This is a genomic window from Pantoea sp. paga, from assembly GCF_007558755.1.
In the GTDB taxonomy this organism is placed as follows: Bacteria; Pseudomonadota; Gammaproteobacteria; order Enterobacterales; family Enterobacteriaceae; genus Pantoea; species Pantoea agglomerans.
In genome coordinates, this window is record NZ_VLTF01000003.1 from 52,949 (window position 1) to 68,681 (window position 15,733).

The window sequence follows — 15,733 nt, forward strand, 5'->3', positions numbered from 1 at the left end:
CTCTAACCTGTTTGATCGGTTATCCCGGTCGGGACAGGCCGATTTATCGACGTTACCTGCGGCTTCGCTACCCGACCTGCTATCAGACCCCAAATAGCCTGTCAGGGTTGCACATTTCGCGGCAGGATTAATGAGGCGCACCGATAAACCCTATGAATGACGGCTATAAAAGATTTTTTCAATAAAATTAATAAAATCATTAAGATGAATGTTGTACGAATACGTATTTATCCCGATTCAACCTCGCTCCGCCATTCAGATAACACTTACTTTTCCCGGCTTCCCCGCAAAATTGCCAAAAAGCTGCTAAACCTTAAAGCAGAGATACGCGCGTAAAGATTAGGGTTATCACGATTTTCCCCCGATTCGAACCCCGTCAGAAATAAACCTATAAAAAATTACATCTTTTGGCCCCCAACAATGGGAAGCAGACAATGTCGGAAAAAATATCGCTAACAATGCAGGTTAATGGTCAGTCGCAGCAGATGCAGATCGATCCCCGTGTCACCCTGCTTGATGCGCTGCGTGAGCATCTTAACCTGACCGGCACCAAAAAAGGGTGCGATCAGGGGCAGTGCGGTGCCTGCACGGTACTGATTAATGGCCAGCGGGTGCTGAGTTGCCTGACGCTGGCGGCTCAGGCGGATGGTGCCGAAGTGACGAGCATTGAAGGGCTGGCTTCCACCGAAGGTGAGCTGCACCCGGTGCAGCGCTGCTTTATGGAGAATGACGCCTTCCAGTGCGGCTACTGTACACCGGGTCAGATTATGTCTGCCGTCGCCTGCATCAAAGAGGGTCATGCGGATTCAGAAGATGAGATCCGTGAATATATGAGTGGCAACCTCTGCCGCTGTGGAGCATATCCGCACATTGTGGATGCGATTAAACAGGCCGCAGCAGAGATGGCGAAGGAGTCCGCATGAATGAATTCAGCTGGAAAGTCGCGCAGTCGCCTGAGGAAGCCGCAGCCCTGAAACAGCAGTCTGGCAGCCAGTTGCTGGCAGGTGGCACCACACAGCTCGATCTGATGAAGTGTGGGGTCTTTACGCCCCCACAGCTCATCGGCATCACTGGATTGAGCGGGCTTAAAAACCTGCAGTTTGACGACGATAAGATCATGGCCGGCGCGATGGTCACCATGAGCGCCCTGGCCGATCATCCCGCCTGCCAGCAGAACGCGCCAGCCATCTACGGCAGTCTGTGGCAGGCCGCGTCACCGCAGATTCGTAACATGGCCACGCTGGGCGGTAATTTACGCCAGCGTACCCGTTGCGCCTATTACCGCGAACCGGCGACCTTTACCGCCTGCAACAAACGCAATCCGGGTTCCGGCTGCGCCGCACTGGATGGCGTTAACAGCAATCATGCCATCCTGGGCGCCAGCGACAGCTGCATCGCGGTCTATCCCGGCGATCTGGCGGTGGCGCTGGTGGCGTTTGACGCCATCGTGGTGCTGCAGAATCAGCAGGGCGAAACCCGCCGCATCGCGATTGATGATTTCTTCCTGCTGCCGGGTGACACACCTGATCGTGAGCACGATCTGCGCGATGACGAAATTATTGTGGCCATTGAAGTACCGCAAACCGAGTCATTACGACACTCACACTATCTTAAAGTCCGTGACCGCAGCTCTTATGAGTTTGCTGCAGCCAGCGCGGCCGCAGGCTTCACCCTGGAGAACGGCGTGATGCGTCAGGTGCATATTGCGCTGGGCGGCGTCGCCACCAAACCCTGGCGGGTCAGATCGGTGGAGCGGGCGCTGGAGGGCCAGCCGTTTAATGAAGAGACGGTCTTACAGGCGGCAGAACGGATTACTCAGGAGACGCAGGCGCTGACCCACAACGCCTATAAAGTAAAACTGGCGCCGCGTGTGATTGCACGTGCGCTGATGGCAGCAGGAGAAACCGCATGAGTGACGTAAATGACAAATCACGTCGGGAGTTACTGAAGGCGACGGCGGCGATCTCAGCGGCGGGCAGCCTGGGTCTGAGTATGCAAAGCGCCAGTGCCAGTGATACTGCCACGGCGGAACCAGAAACCACCGATCCGATTGAGGGACTGGGCGCCGGGCGCTCGCGGGGTGACGGCAAAGTAAAAGTCACCGGTGAGGCGCGGTATGCGGTAGAACATCAGCCGGAAAATCCGCTTTATGGCGTGGTGATCCAGTCTACTGTTGCCAGCGGCCGTATCAGCCGGATGTCGACGGAAAAGGCGCAGCAGGCCTCGGGTGTGGTGGCGGTTTATACCCATCTGAACACCCTGAAGATCAACAAACCCACCGCGATTGCAGACGGCGGCGCGGCGCAGTCAACCTATACCCCGATTCAGGACGATGTGATTATTCACAACGGTCAGAACATCGGTCTGGTGGTGGCAGAGACGTTTGAGCAGGCGACGTATGCCGCCTCGCTGGTGGAGATCGAGTATGAAACCTCGCCTGCACTGATTTTTGCCACCGATGAGGGCGTCGAGCCGAAACCGGTATCGAAACAGGATATCGATATGGGCGATGCACAGGCGGCGATGCAGCAGGCCGAGGTGCGTCTGAGCCAGCGCTATACCACGCCGCGCGAATACAACATGCCGATGGAACCGCACGCCTGTGTCGCGAAGTGGCAGGATGGACGCATTACCGTCTGGGAGCCGAGTCAGTGGGTGGCAGGCGCGCAGGTGGAAATCGCCGAGTGGATGGGCATTGACGTTGAAGATGTGCGGATTATTTCGCCCTATGTCGGCGGGGGATTTGGGTCAAAGCCGGTGCCTTATACCCACGTCGCACTGGCCAGTGTGGCATCACGAGCGCTGAAGCGTCCGATCAAAGTATCGCTGACCCGACCGCAGACCTTTACCGGTCTGGGCGGACGTCCCGCCACCTCGCAGCAGCTGGAGCTGGGTGCCTCGCGTGACGGCAAGATCCAGGCGATTATCCAGCGCAGCTTCAGTGAAACCTCATTAATCGATGTGTTTGCTGAGAACTGCAGCAAAGTCACCGCGCGCATGTATGCGGTGGGCAACGTCTCCGCCCAGCATCAGGTCAGGCCGATCAATACCGTGACGCCAGGCTGGATGCGTGCGCCAGGTGAAAACCCCAGTGCCTTTGGTCTTGAAGTGGCGATGGATGAGATGGCCTATGCCCTGAATATCGATCCGCTGGAACTGCGTCTGCGCAACTGGGCGGACAAAGATTATCAGCTCGATCTGCCCTGGAGTTCGCGTCGCCTGAAAGAAGCCTATCAGAAAGGGGCTGAAGCCTTTGGCTGGGATAAGCGCATTATGACGCCGCGGTCGATGCGCGAAGGGCGTGAACTGATTGGCTGGGGCATGGCCTCTGGCACCTATCCGGTCAACAAACTGCCTGCTGAGGCAAAAATCATCCTGACGCCACAGGGTAAATTTGTGGTGCAGTGCGCCGGTGCGGATATCGGCACCGGGACCTACACCATCCTGGCGCAGACCGCTGCCGACATTCTTGGCGTCGCCTCCACCACCATCGAAGTTCAGCTGGGTGATACTGAGCTGCCGCGTGCCGGTGTCGCAGGTGGATCGCAGCTGGCGGGCAACGTGACCGCAGCGGTAAACGATACCGCCAGACGAATGCGCGACCAGCTGCTGAAACTCGCCAGCGAGCTGCCACAGTCGCCACTGAATGGCACTCCGGCATCTCAGCTCACGCTGAAAGGCGACGGGGTTCAGCATAATCTGCGCAGCGGTCTGGCGGTCTCATTTGCCCGGCTGGCAAGCCTGGCACCGGTGGAGAGTCTGACGGTGAAAGGCGGCACTTTCCCGGACGATCTGTCACAGAGCGAGCGCGACAAGATGGTGCGTAATCTCAATGATATGAGCCGCCCTGAAAAATTCTCGGCCCACAGCTGGAGCGCGCAGTTTGTCGAAGTGCGGGTCGATGAAGATTTCGGCACTATCCGGGTCAAACGGATGGTGGCGGCGCTCGACAGCGGTCGTCTCTACAACCCTAAACTGGCGCGCAGCCAGTGGATTGGCGGCATGATCATGGGCGTCGGTCAGGCGCTGATGGAAGAGGGCATCGTCGATCCACGCAATGGTCGGGTGATCAACAACAACCTGGCCGACTATCTGGTGCCGGTTAACGCTGACATCCCGAGCATTACCACCATCAACGTTGGCGAGCCCGATTTTGAGGCGACCACCATGGGCGGTAAAGCCGTGGGTGAGCTGGGTATCGTGGGCGTTGCGGCAGCGATCAGTAATGCGGTGTTCCATGCCACCGGCAAGCGGGTGCGCGACTTACCTATTACTCTCGATAAGATTATCTGAGCCTGTTTCTGACCTGCTGCCAGCAGGTCGATGTGAGGATATGCGGGCGCGGGCTGAAACCTGCGCCCGTTTTTCACGCTTAGCGGAGAGAAAGAGTGAAGATAGCCTTGATTGTGCTGGCTGCCGGGCTGAGTCGCCGTTTTCGCCAGCAGGCAGGTGGGCATAAGCTGCTGGCCGACCTGAATGGCAAACCGGTGCTGCAACGCACACTGGAGCAGGCTGCTGCCAGTGGTCTTGACCTGTTTGTGGTCACGCGCCCGGACGCCGCTGCGCTTAAGGCGCTCTGCTCGCAGGCTACCCTGGTGCTGTGTGACAGCGGCGGGCTGGGCGAATCGATCGCCGCAGGTGTCAAAGCCAGCCGTGACTATGACGGCTGGCTGATTGCGCTGGGCGATATGCCGTTTGTCACGCCTGAAAGTTACCGCGCCGTCAGCGCTGCGCTGGCTGACGCGCCGATCGTCAGGCCGTGGATTGACGGCAGGCCGGGCCATCCGGTGGGCTTTCAGCACCACTGCTACCCGATGCTGAGCACGCTACAGGGCGATGCCGGGCCGCAGGCGGCGGTGAAGTCACTCGCCGTCCGGTTGCCGCTTCAGGATCGCGGCTGTTTGTGTGATATCGATCTCCCCGCTGATCTGCAGTTGATAGAGGAATTTTCATGATAACGCTGGATCAACGTGTGATTAATGCGGCACTGAGCAGCTGCCAGGCGGGTCAGCAGGTCTGGCTCTGCACGGTGCTGCGCACCTATGGATCTTCGCCGCGCGCGCCTGGCACCCTGATGACGGTCAATGAAACGGGTGCTTACTGCGGATCGCTGTCGGGCGGCTGCATTGAAGAGGACTTTCTGGCGCAGCTGGCGGCAGGGGCCTATCGCGCCAGCAGTCAGCGGGTGCGGTACGGGGAGGGCGGGATGCGTCCTGACGTCAGCCTGCCGTGCGGCGGCAGCCTGGAGATCGTCATTGAGTTTCTGCCGCCCGATGATGCCACGCTGGCGCTGCTAAGGGCGATGCAGCGCGCGCTGAGCGGACAGCAGCCGATGGTGAAAATGATACGACCCGGCGAACGTGCGCAGTGGGAAGTGCTCGCTCCTGACAGGGTGTTGCCTGCGCTGGATGCCAGTGAACAGCAGATGTTACTGCCGGTTGGTGCGATACCTGAACTGCTGATCGCGGGCTACTCGACTGTGGCATATGAGTGCATCCGGCTCGGGCAGATGCTGGGATTTCACGTGCGGGTCTGTGAGCACCGACCGGAGATGCTGACGGATCTGGAGAGTCACTTCAGCGCTGCGGACAACGTGACGCTGGTGTCACAGCATCCGGCGCGCTGGCTGGAGCTGAACGGCGCGCATGCAGCGGTGGCGATTGTGGCACTGACCCACGATCCTCGCATTGACGACCTGACGATGATGGAGGCGATCGCGACACCCGCGTTCTATATCGGCATCATGGGCTCGGCGAAAAACAGCGAGAAACGACGGGCGCGACTGCAACAGATCGCCGGAATGGATCGTGCCGAACTGGACCGCATCCATGCGCCCATCGGTCTGCCCATCGGCAGCAAAACCCCGGCGGAGATTGCGCTGTCGGTAATGGCCGATATCGTCCGGGTGAAAAATCGCGGGTTGTCAGCCGCCTGATCCCGGCGTCGCCTCCGGTGCGAGCCGATAGAGGTAGCTGCCCGAATAGGGGATCGGCAGGAAATCATGGAACAGCTGACGCAATGTCTGTTCAGGATCGACATCGCGGAACAGTTGCGGGTAGAGCGTGGTGGCGAAGAATTCTGTCGCTACCACGTGCCACGGACTGAGGTAAAAGTTGTGCCAGATTGCCCCGGCGTGACCGTCCCGCAATGCCGTCAGCTGCTTCAGCGCATTCTGCTGACCGGTCAGCGCCAGCAGGCTCTGCCGGGTCTGCGCTGTTGTGACGGCAGGGCCGAGTTTTAAGGCTCCCGCTTCATCGGCGCTGCCGGTGCCGGTGGCGAAGTAAAAGTCTGGCTGTGCCGCAATCACACTCTCCTCACTCAGCCGCCCGAACACGCCTTTGATCTGCTGACTGGCGATGTTGTCGCCTCCGGCAAAGCGCAGCAGCTCACCCAGATTGCCATTTACCGACGTCACGCAGCATTCACTGCGCCGCCCGAGATGCAGCTGCAACAGAACTTTAGGTTTAGCACCGTGATAGTCCGCCAGTCGGCTCTCAATGCGCTGCATGTGGCTGCGGTAAAAGCGATTGAAGTCAGCAGCCCGTTGCGGCTGATTCAGCACCTCGCCCAGCAGCGTCATGCTGCGCTCGGTATTTTTCAGCAGCTCAACCCGCAGATCGATCTTCACCACCGGAATATGCGCCGCGCTGAGCATCTTCTCCAGCACTGCTCCGCTTTCACTGCCGCGCGCCAGCTGCGGCAGGATCACCAGGTCCGGTTTCAGTGCGATCACCTGTTCGGGATTCATGTCATTGACGCCATCCAGACCCAGAACGGGAATATCCTCCATCTGCGGAAACTTACTGGCAAAAATCTGCCAGGTCTGGGGATCATACTTTTTCAGATCCTGTGGCCAGCCAGCGATATGCTGCAGCGGATTGCCGGGCGTCAGCAGCGCGACGCTGTAGAGCATCCGGCTTTCACCCAGCACAATACGCTGCGGATGATCGGGTATCTCTACCTCACGGCCGGTGATGTCGGTCAGCGTCCGGGCGGTCGTGCCGGTGCTGACCAGTATCACGCTCAGCATTAATAATGCACAGCGCAGCGATTTAAAATTCAACACGGGCCTGTACCATCAGATTGCGGGTTTCGCCTTCACGGACGCGCAGGTTGCCGCCGCTTGAACTGTAGTAGTGCTGGTTAAACAGGTTATTGATGTTCAGACGTAGCTGTGTTTTTTCACCGAACAGGCGGTTGTTCCATGCCACGAAACTGTCTGCCACCACATAGTCGGGCAGGGTGAAACTGTTATCGGGATCGCCCGCACGGCTGCCGACATAGCGTGCGCCGCCGCCGAGCCGGAACGAGCCGGGCAGGCTGCTGATCTGCATCTCATGACTGAGATAGAGCGCACCGGCATGACGCGGCGCATTCTGCAGACGATTGCCATTGTTATTCGGATTTACCCGGTCATTAACGATCTCTGCCTGATCATAGCTGTAGTTCGCACTCACATCCCAGCCGGGTGCAATTTCGCCATTCAGTTCAAACTCAGCACCGGTCGAACGGGCTTTATCAATAGCCCGCGTGCTGCCATTAATATTCAGCGACATCGCTTTTTCATCTATCCGATAGAGCGCGACGGTGGCAAACAGTTTCGGCGAGAGTTGCCATTTACTGCCAACTTCCCAACTGGTGCCCTGTTCCGGTTTGCCGACATTGCCATCATCATCGACATCGGTTGACGGCGTGAACGACTTACTGACGCTGGTGTAGAAAGAGAGATCAGGTGTGAGTTTGTAGATCACCCCCGCCTGCGGCAGAAACTTATTACCCTCATCATTCAGGGTTTCCACCTGCGGATTAAATCCGCGCGAGGCGCGCTGTTCATAATGCTGATAACGACCGCCAACCACCACAATCCAGTCGGGTGACAGAGAAATGCTGTCTTTGGCGTAGAGCGACCGGCTATGAATGCGGTTCAGGTTATTGGCGGCTGCGCTATTTTCCGTGCTGGCGTCCGTGACCGGTGACAGCAGGTCATATTCAGGCGAGTAATAGTTGAACTGGCGGTTGACCTTGCCCTGATACTGATGGGCACGATAAGTCTGGTTCATCTCATAGTCGGTGCCCACCACCAGCGCGTGCTGCATACCCAGAATTTCGGGATTGCCCAGCAGATCCCAGCTCAGATATTTGGTTTTGTGGTTAAACCCGCGATTGGCATCGGCGCGACGTGTGACCACGCCGCTGCTGGCGTTCACCGCCGTCACGCGCACTTCATTGTTATCATAGCGCCGCTGGTTCCAGCCCAGGGTTAACCGGGTTCGCCACTCATCATTAAACTGCCAGTCATAGTGGGCATTCAGGGTTTTGTTATGGCCCCAGGCGTGATTGGCTTTGTCATCCAGCCGATCTTTATAACCGATGTCGATTGGCTTGCCGTCGATAAAGGCCGTGCCGCGATCGTAGGGAATGTCATAGCGGTAGTCGGCATAGCTGATCAGAAAACTTGCCTGCTCGCCATACCATTGCAGAGAGGGTGCCAGCAGTGTGTGCTCTTCACTGCCAAAGTTGCGCCAGTAATCCTGATTCTGCTTTTCGGCGATCAGGCGGAAGGCGAAACCGTTGCCCAGCGGACCGGTGACATCCAGCGTGCCTGCACCGCCACCTTCACTGGCGTAACGTCCGCTGACGCTGGAGTGCCAGCTGTATTGCGGCTTTTTGCTGACCACATTGATAATGCCGCCCGGATTCTGAATGCCGTAGAGCAGCGAGGAGGAGCCTTTCAACACCTCAACCCGCTCGGTCGTGGCATCGAAATTCAATCCCTGACTGCTGCGGATACCATCCCGGTAGATGGAGCCATCGGCGTTGCTGCCAAATCCGCGTCGGACAAAGCCATCTTCAGTGCCAGCCAGCGTGTTCGCTTCGGTCACACCGCTGACAAAGCGCATCGCATCCGCCAGTGAGCTTGCCTGGTAATCGTCCAGTTGCTGCTGCGTCACCACGCTGACAGACTGCGCCTCATCAAGCCGCGCGGTCGGCATTTTACTGGCGACGCTACTCTGAGTGGCGCTGTAACTTCCCTCTGAGCTGGCATCCGCGGTCACGGTCATATCCGGAGCGCTGTCGGTTGCTGCATTGACCTGTGGCAGCATAATGCTGCTGCAGATCGCCACGACCAGAGCGGGGTGCCGGGCCGGATATCGTGAGTCTTTGTTTTTCATTTTTCTTTTGGTGTCTGTTACTGGCAGTTTCTGAAGCAAATACGCCCTGCATGACGGTCTGTCACTCAGGGCTTCCCTGGAGGTGGTCTGCAATATGCAGCGCTTTAAGCAGAGGAGAATCGCATCAGGGGTCAGACATCATTTCGTCTCCCGGACGACAATACTTCTCATCTGTAATTGAGAATCATTCAAACATCCGCTATTGTAGTAGTAAACATAATTTGAATAGAATTGACTACATTTTTGCCGTGTCGTTTATCGCTGCAAAAATGTTGGCTGTCAGTTTTATTTTATTGAAAATAATAAATATATTTTTATAGAGAGGTAAGGGCTTTGGTTAAATCCACATTGTCAGCAGGTGAAATATAAAGCGGCAGGACGCTTTTACTACATCTCCCGGCCCTGAAACCTGACTCCTTAGCCAGACTACCGATGAGCCTTTCACACGTTTAACCCCAGTTGCAGGTGCAGCATGAAACAAAACAGGCCCGTTAAAAACAGAGTGGATGTGGTGGCAGAGCGTCTTCGCGCCCGTGAAAAGCAGCTTTCACCCCGCCTGCTGGCGGTGGCGCGTTATATCGATCAACAGCGGGAAACGGTGCTGGAGAGCACCGCGATGGAGATCGCTGTGGCGAATCACACCTCTGATGCCACTGTAATCCGCGCGATTCAGGCGCTGGGCTTCAGCGGGCTGCGCGACCTCAAACAGTCACTTAAGGCCTGGTTTGGCCCGTCACTGACCTCTGAAGATAAGATGATCACCACTGTCAGTGAGGTGACCAGCGATGTGACCAGCGCCATCGACTTTGTGCTGGAGGGCCACCGGCACGCCTGTGAGGTGCTGTCGCAGCCGCAGAATCGGGTGGCGGTAGCGGATAGCGTAGCGCTGCTGGGCGAAGCGCGGCAGGTCGCTATTTTCGGCATCAACGCCTCTGGTATTCTGGCGGACTACAGCGTGCGGCTGCTCAACCGTATCGGGCTGCCCGCCTTTTCCCTTAACCGTGCCGGTATTGCACTGGCAGAGCAGATGCTGGCGCTACAGCGTGGCGACGTGCTGATCATGATGGCGCAACAGTCGGCGCACCGGGAAGGGACAACCGTGGTGCGTGAAGCGAAGCGGCTGGATATACCGATAATTCTGCTGACCAACGCCACCGACTCTTTTTTCGCCCGCGAGGCGGATGTCGTAATCAATGTGCCGCGTGGCGGCGAGAAGGGACGCATTCCCCTGCACGGCACGATTATGGTCTGTCTGGAGATGCTGATCCTGTCCGTTGCCTCAACGCTGCCACAGCGCACCGTTAAGACGATGAAACGGTTACAGGATCTTAATCGCGGACTGAAACCCGCCAGCAAAAAGTAGCCAGTGTAACGACGCCGTGGCGGGTTCCCGGTATTTCACCTGAACCGGCACGGCTGATCTTTAAGTCAAATTTCTCTGCTTTGCGAGCGCGATCCCGTATTTTCTGCCCCCCCTTTCCTCAGCCGTCTACGCTTACAGCTTGCTGCGCCAGCCGGCGCGGTTCTTACTCATTCTGACTTTCATTTGATTTGTGCGGAGCTGCTGATGAAACCCCTTCACGCGCAATACCTTTTCTGCTGTGCCACGCTTAGCCTGCTGTCGCCGCTGCCTGCGATGGCCTGGAGCGACCTCACCGTCTTTGGCGATAGCCTGAGTGATGGCGGGAACGTCGGGCGCTTTACCTATGATGGCGCGGCTCATCCGCTCTATGACGAGATCGTAGCGCAGTCGCTGGGTGATAACCTGCGCCCTTCGTCGCAGGGCGGAAACAACTATGCCGAAGGTGGCGCAGTTGCGGTGCCTGCGATTAATCCCCTGTTTAACACTCAGGATCAGCTTGATAACTACCTTGCGGCGCGGGGCGGACGGGCTGATCCGGACGGTCTCTATATTCACTGGATTGGTGGCAATGATTTAGCGGCGGCGGCTCTTGCCCCTCTCGCTGCCCGGCAGATAGTGGATAACAGCGCCAGTGCAGCGGCCTCACAGGTCAGCCGGTTGCTGGATGCCGGAGCAGGAACGGTGATTGTTCCGACGGTACCCAATGTAGGAGCAACGCCCGCCCTGCTGCAGGCGATTCTGCAGGTTCTTGGTCCAGCGGCACAACCTGCTACGGCGGCGCTGTTTCAGTCGCTGAGCACCACCACTACGCCTGACCGTGCCGCAAGAGAGCAGGCGATTGAAACCGCGCTTGGCGAGGCGGCCGGACAAATCTCTTCAATCCCGCTGATCCGGGATGCCATTGCGCAGCAGCTGATTGCCGCCTGGGAGTTACTGAGTCAGGAGGCGGCGGCACTCACCGACCGTTACAACCAGGCTGAAGAGCAGGGGCTGGTGGCCGCGCGCAGGAACATCGCGCGGGTGGATATCAATGGCCTGTTTAATGAGGTGATCGCTAATCCGGGCCTGTATGGACTCACTAATACGGCCGGAATGGCCTGTCCGCCAGGTGTCTCGGCGATGGACTGCACCTCATCGACGACAGGATTTTCGCAGTCACAGCAGTATCTGTTTGCAGACAGACTGCATCCCAGCCCGGCGGTCCATGCGCTGATCGCCGATTACATTCAGTCGGTGCTGAATGCGCCGCTGCAGGTGGCTGCGCTGAGTCGGGCGCCGTCGATGCTGGTGGGCGATGCGCACAATACGCTGGATGGACATCTGCAGCAGCAGCGTCAGCAGCCCGCTAACGCCGGGGAGTTTACGGTCTTCGGCGGTTATGCCGGACAGCAGCGTGATTTCCGCGGTGACAGCCTGCAGGATGGTGATGCCACCAGTGCCAGCGGCACCGTGGGTGTGGGCTATCAGCTGACCGATCACTGGCAGGCCGGTGCCATGCTCTCTACGACCTCGCAACGTCAGGATCCCTCGTCGCGCTTTGATTACCGTTTACGCGGCAATCTGGTGGCGCTCTGGAGTCAGTTGAATTATCTCGATCGGGGATGGATTAATGCGGATGCCCATTATGCGGATCTCGACTTTGATGATATTGAGCGTCAGATCAGGTTGGGACCGGCGACCCGCACGGAAAAGGGCAACAGCAACGGTAAGGTGCTGGGGATGCGGCTGCAGACCGGCTGGGATTTGCCGCTGGGTAGTTATGTTTCTACCGGCCCGGTGGCCAGCTATGCGCTCGACTACACCCAGGTCGATGGCTATAAAGAGGAGGGCAACAGCAGCACCTCAATGCGCTTTGGTGACCAGACGCTGCACTCTCAAATCGGTGCAGTGGGCTGGCGTATCGACAGCAAAGATTTACTGATCAATCCCTGGGCGCAGGTCAGTTACAACCATCAGTTTGGCGACAGCGATTCGGCTGTCACCGCCGGACTGAAATCGACCCGCACTGCCTTTACCCGCAGCAGCGATGCCAGTGATGATAACTGGATCGATATGGCTGTGGGTGCGAGCGTGCCGCTTGGCACCTCGGTGAATGCCTTTGCGGGCGTCTCGGCGGTCACAGGCAACAGCGACATGCATCAGGTGACATGGAACGTCGGGCTTAACGCCCGCTTTTAACCGATCTGTTTTGCGTAGTGAAAAGCAAGGTGAACGTCGTCTGTCGCTATCTGAAAATGATAGCGGCGGGCGACGTTGCAGCAGATCTGAGCGTTCATCGCGCCCCGGATGCGGTCGGGTATAACTCTCTTCTGCGGCGTACCTTTTTCACGCTTCAATCAAAGCCTGCGCCTCCAGCTCGCGGACCCGCGGTATCACTTCGCGGCCAAAGAATTCGACCTCTTCATGAAAGTGCAGAAATGCCAGCAGCAGCAGATCCACACCGGCCTGCTTCAGTTCGATAATCCGTTCAGCAATCTGCTGCGGTGTGCCAATCAGATTGGTTTTAAAGCCGTCGTTGTACTGCACCAGATCCTCAAACGACGATTTCGCCCAGTTTCCCTCTCCTTCGGGTGAGGCACTGCCTGCATTTTTAACCTCATGCTGAAAGCCTTTTACCGCATCCGGGTTGGCTTTGCTGATGATCTCATGAAGCACCGCCTGCGCCTGCTGTTCGCTCTCGCGGGCAATCACAAAACCGTTCAGCCCGATTCTGACCTGATGTTGATTACGCCCGGCTTTTTCACGGATATCCGCGACCTGCAGACGGACACCGTCCGGGGTATTACCGTTGGTAAAATACCAGTCTGACACCCTGGCGGCCATGTCGCGCGCCGCGCGTGAACTGCCACCCTGGAAGATTTCCGGTAGCGGTGACAACGGCTTGGGTTTCATCACATAATCGCGGAAGCGATAGAAATCGCCGGCAAAGCTAAAGCTCTCTTCACGCCAGATGCCCCGCAGGCAGCGAATAAACTCTTCTGAACGCAGATAGCGCTCTTCATGATCGAGCCAGGGTTCACCAATTGCTTTGAACTCGCCCCGGAACCAGCCGCTGACAATATTAACGGCGATGCGTGGACCATAAATATGGCTGATGGTGGCAATCTGCTTTGCCGCCAATACCGGATTCCACGGGCCGGGAAGCAGAGCGGCAATCACTTTTAATTTCGAGGTGTGGCTGAGTAAGTCCTGCGAGAATGTGACCGATTCATGCTGATTATCTGCGCCATATCCGGCAGTAAACCGAATCTGCGTCAGCGCGTAATCAAAACCCGCCTGTTCAGCGATCTGCGCCAGTTTGCGGTTGTATTCGGCATCCCAGCGGGTACGCTGCTCTATCTGACTGATCACCAGTCCGCCCGAAACATTCGGCACCCAGTAGGCGAACTGTAAAGGTTGGTTCAGTGACATAGTTTTCTCCTGGCATATAGCTGGATTAATGGAATAGTTAATTTTTCCAAACTTTCAGATATAAAAGAAAAAACTAAGCAGTAACCGTGCCAGAGATTAAATAATTGAAATTAATAGATTAAAATCCAGTTTTGCATAAGCGAGCTGTTGCAAATGCAGCAACACGGAAACAGTCCGGTTGCTGATGCAGCAGCGCTTCATGACCGCGCGTAACTGCGGAGAGGCTACGGCCGTCAGAACCCGGCGGTATTCGCAGATAGCCGCAAAGCGATGTGATAACGTAGCGGCTCTGTTCAGAAACCGGAGGACACGATGATTGTCAGACAGGCATCGCCCGAAGAGGCGCACCATTTATGGAACATCAGAAATCTGGCCATCCGTCATGGCTGCCAGCACGCCTATCCATCCGATGTCCTTGCCGCCTGGACGCCGGACCGGATGCCCGCCAGTTTTCCCGCGATGATCCGCGTGAATCCCTTCTTCGTGATTGATGGCCCGGACGGCGTGCCGGTTGCTATGGGATCGCTGGATCTCGCCGCCGCGAGCGTTGAAGCCATTTTTACGCTGCCCGGCTTCGCCGGACAGGGAATGGCGGGGCTGATCATCGACACGATTAAAGCGGAGGCGCTGCAGCGTGGCTATCGCCGGTTGACGCTCGAGTCAACGCCGAACGCCGTGAGCTTTTATCAGCAGCATGGCTTCCGGCAGCTGGGAGAAAGTCTTTATCCGTCAAAGCTGGCGGGTTGCGCGTTGCGCTGTATGGCGATGGAGATTGACCTGTAATTACGGACAATCATCGGGCTGGCAACGAGCGGCAAAAGTTTCCGGTGCAAAGACTTCGCAAGCCCCCGCCGGTAAGGTATAGTCCGCGTTTTTTGGAGGAATCATGCTGACTGACTCATCAACTCGTCTTAATAAATACATCAGCGAGAGCGGCATCTGCTCCCGTCGTGACGCCGATCGTTACATCGAGCAGGGCAACGTTTTCATTAACGGCAAACGCGCCACTGTGGGCGCGCAGGTATTTGCAGGCGATGTGGTGAAGGTCAATGGTCAGCTTATCGAGCCGCGCGATGAAGACGATCTGGTGCTGATTGCCCTGAATAAGCCGGTGGGGATTATCACCACCATGGAAGAGGGCGAGCGCGATAACATCAGCGATTTCGTCAATCACAGCAAGCGCGTCTTCCCGATTGGCCGCCTCGATAAAGATTCTCAGGGCCTGATTTTCCTTACCAACCACGGTGATCTGGTCAACAAGATCCTGCGGGCCGGTAACAACCACGAAAAAGAGTATGTCGTTACGGTCGACAAGCCGATCACCGATGAGTTTATTGCCGGAATGAGCGCGGGCGTGCCGATGCTGGGCACCGTGACCAAAAAGTGCAAAGTGAAGAAAGAAGCGCCGTTTGTCTTCCGCATCACGCTGGTTCAGGGGCTGAATCGCCAGATCCGCCGCATGTGTAAGCATTTTGGCTTTGAAGTGACGAAGCTTGAGCGCACCCGCATCATGAACGTCAATCTCAAGGGATTACCGCTGGGTGAATGGCGCGATCTCACTGACGACGAACTCGTTGAGCTGTTTAAACTGCTGGAGAACTCCTCCTCAGAAGATAAACCTGCGAAGAAAGCTAAAGCCCCGGCGAAACCGGCCGCCGCCAAAAAGCCGCAGAAGAGTGCGGCGAAACCCGCTGAAAAAGCGGATGCTAACGGTGCCTCACGCAAGCGCTTTGTCCAGCCGGGACGTAAGAAGAAAGGGCGCTAATGCTGACCCGATGCAGAGAGC

Annotated in this window: 12 protein-coding genes; 9 read left to right on the forward strand and 3 right to left on the reverse strand. The window is 57.2% G+C overall.

Going from position 1 to position 15,733, the window contains the following annotated elements; all coding sequences use genetic code 11:
• Positions 1–458 precede the first annotated feature (458 nt).
• The 5 genes from FOV68_RS10125 (at position 459) to FOV68_RS10145 (ending at position 5,935) form a co-directional block, all read left to right on the forward strand.
• Positions 459–923 (forward strand): (2Fe-2S)-binding protein, encoded by a 465-nt coding sequence (locus tag FOV68_RS10125; RefSeq protein WP_143990998.1) that lies wholly within the window; start codon positions 459–461, stop codon positions 921–923.
• On the forward strand, positions 920–1,912 hold the full coding sequence (locus FOV68_RS10130; RefSeq protein WP_143990749.1) for a xanthine dehydrogenase family protein subunit M: 993 nt from the start codon (positions 920–922) through the stop codon (positions 1,910–1,912). The genes FOV68_RS10125 and FOV68_RS10130 overlap by 4 nt, the downstream gene beginning before the upstream one ends.
• Entirely contained in the window at positions 1,909–4,293 is a 2,385-nt protein-coding gene (locus FOV68_RS10135; protein ID WP_137244405.1) for a xanthine dehydrogenase family protein molybdopterin-binding subunit, read from the forward strand. The genes FOV68_RS10130 and FOV68_RS10135 overlap by 4 nt, the downstream gene beginning before the upstream one ends.
• A 95-nt stretch (positions 4,294–4,388) precedes the next feature.
• Complete coding sequence (locus FOV68_RS10140) at positions 4,389–4,955, forward strand: NTP transferase domain-containing protein (RefSeq protein WP_143990750.1); 567 nt, start codon at positions 4,389–4,391, stop codon at positions 4,953–4,955.
• Positions 4,952–5,935 (forward strand): XdhC family protein, encoded by a 984-nt coding sequence (locus tag FOV68_RS10145; RefSeq protein ID WP_143990751.1) that lies wholly within the window; start codon positions 4,952–4,954, stop codon positions 5,933–5,935. Before FOV68_RS10140 ends, FOV68_RS10145 begins: the two co-directional genes overlap by 4 nt.
• Here the strand turns inward: FOV68_RS10145 and FOV68_RS10150 are convergent.
• Both FOV68_RS10150 and FOV68_RS10155 read right to left on the reverse strand, forming a co-directional pair.
• On the reverse strand, positions 5,924–7,030 hold the full coding sequence (locus FOV68_RS10150) for an ABC transporter substrate-binding protein (RefSeq protein ID WP_143990999.1): 1,107 nt from the start codon (positions 7,028–7,030) through the stop codon (positions 5,924–5,926). The two genes, FOV68_RS10145 and FOV68_RS10150, sit on opposite strands and share 12 nt — an antisense overlap.
• 22 nt (positions 7,031–7,052) lie before the next feature.
• Complete coding sequence (locus FOV68_RS10155; protein WP_143990752.1) at positions 7,053–9,173, reverse strand: TonB-dependent siderophore receptor; 2,121 nt, start codon at positions 9,171–9,173, stop codon at positions 7,053–7,055.
• A 472-nt stretch (positions 9,174–9,645) separates the two neighbouring features.
• On the opposite strand from FOV68_RS10155, the gene FOV68_RS10160 reads away from it, so the two are divergent.
• Together FOV68_RS10160 and FOV68_RS10165 are read left to right on the forward strand one after the other, a co-directional pair.
• Positions 9,646–10,536 carry a MurR/RpiR family transcriptional regulator gene (locus FOV68_RS10160; RefSeq protein ID WP_143990753.1) on the forward strand — a complete coding sequence of 297 codons (891 nt, stop codon included), beginning with the start codon at positions 9,646–9,648 and terminating at the stop codon, positions 10,534–10,536.
• Positions 10,537–10,740: 204 nt separating this feature from the next.
• The gene (locus tag FOV68_RS10165; protein WP_143990754.1) at positions 10,741–12,714 is read left to right on the forward strand and encodes an autotransporter outer membrane beta-barrel domain-containing protein; all 1,974 of its coding nucleotides are present in this window, start codon (positions 10,741–10,743) and stop codon (positions 12,712–12,714) included.
• Positions 12,715–12,861: 147 nt separating this feature from the next.
• Here the strand turns inward: FOV68_RS10165 and sfnG are convergent, their stop codons facing one another.
• On the reverse strand, positions 12,862–13,947 hold the full coding sequence (gene sfnG / locus FOV68_RS10170; RefSeq protein ID WP_143990755.1) for a dimethylsulfone monooxygenase SfnG: 1,086 nt from the start codon (positions 13,945–13,947) through the stop codon (positions 12,862–12,864).
• Between the two features lie 312 nt (positions 13,948–14,259).
• On the opposite strand from sfnG, the gene FOV68_RS10175 reads away from it, so the two are divergent.
• Positions 14,260–14,730, forward strand: coding sequence for a GNAT family N-acetyltransferase (locus tag FOV68_RS10175; RefSeq protein WP_031594134.1), 471 nt, complete (start codon positions 14,260–14,262; stop codon positions 14,728–14,730).
• A 103-nt stretch (positions 14,731–14,833) separates the two neighbouring features.
• Positions 14,834–15,712, forward strand: a complete 879-nt coding sequence (rluF, locus tag FOV68_RS10180; RefSeq protein WP_033768811.1) for a 23S rRNA pseudouridine(2604) synthase RluF — start codon at positions 14,834–14,836, stop codon at positions 15,710–15,712.
• Positions 15,713–15,733: the final 21 nt, after the last annotated feature.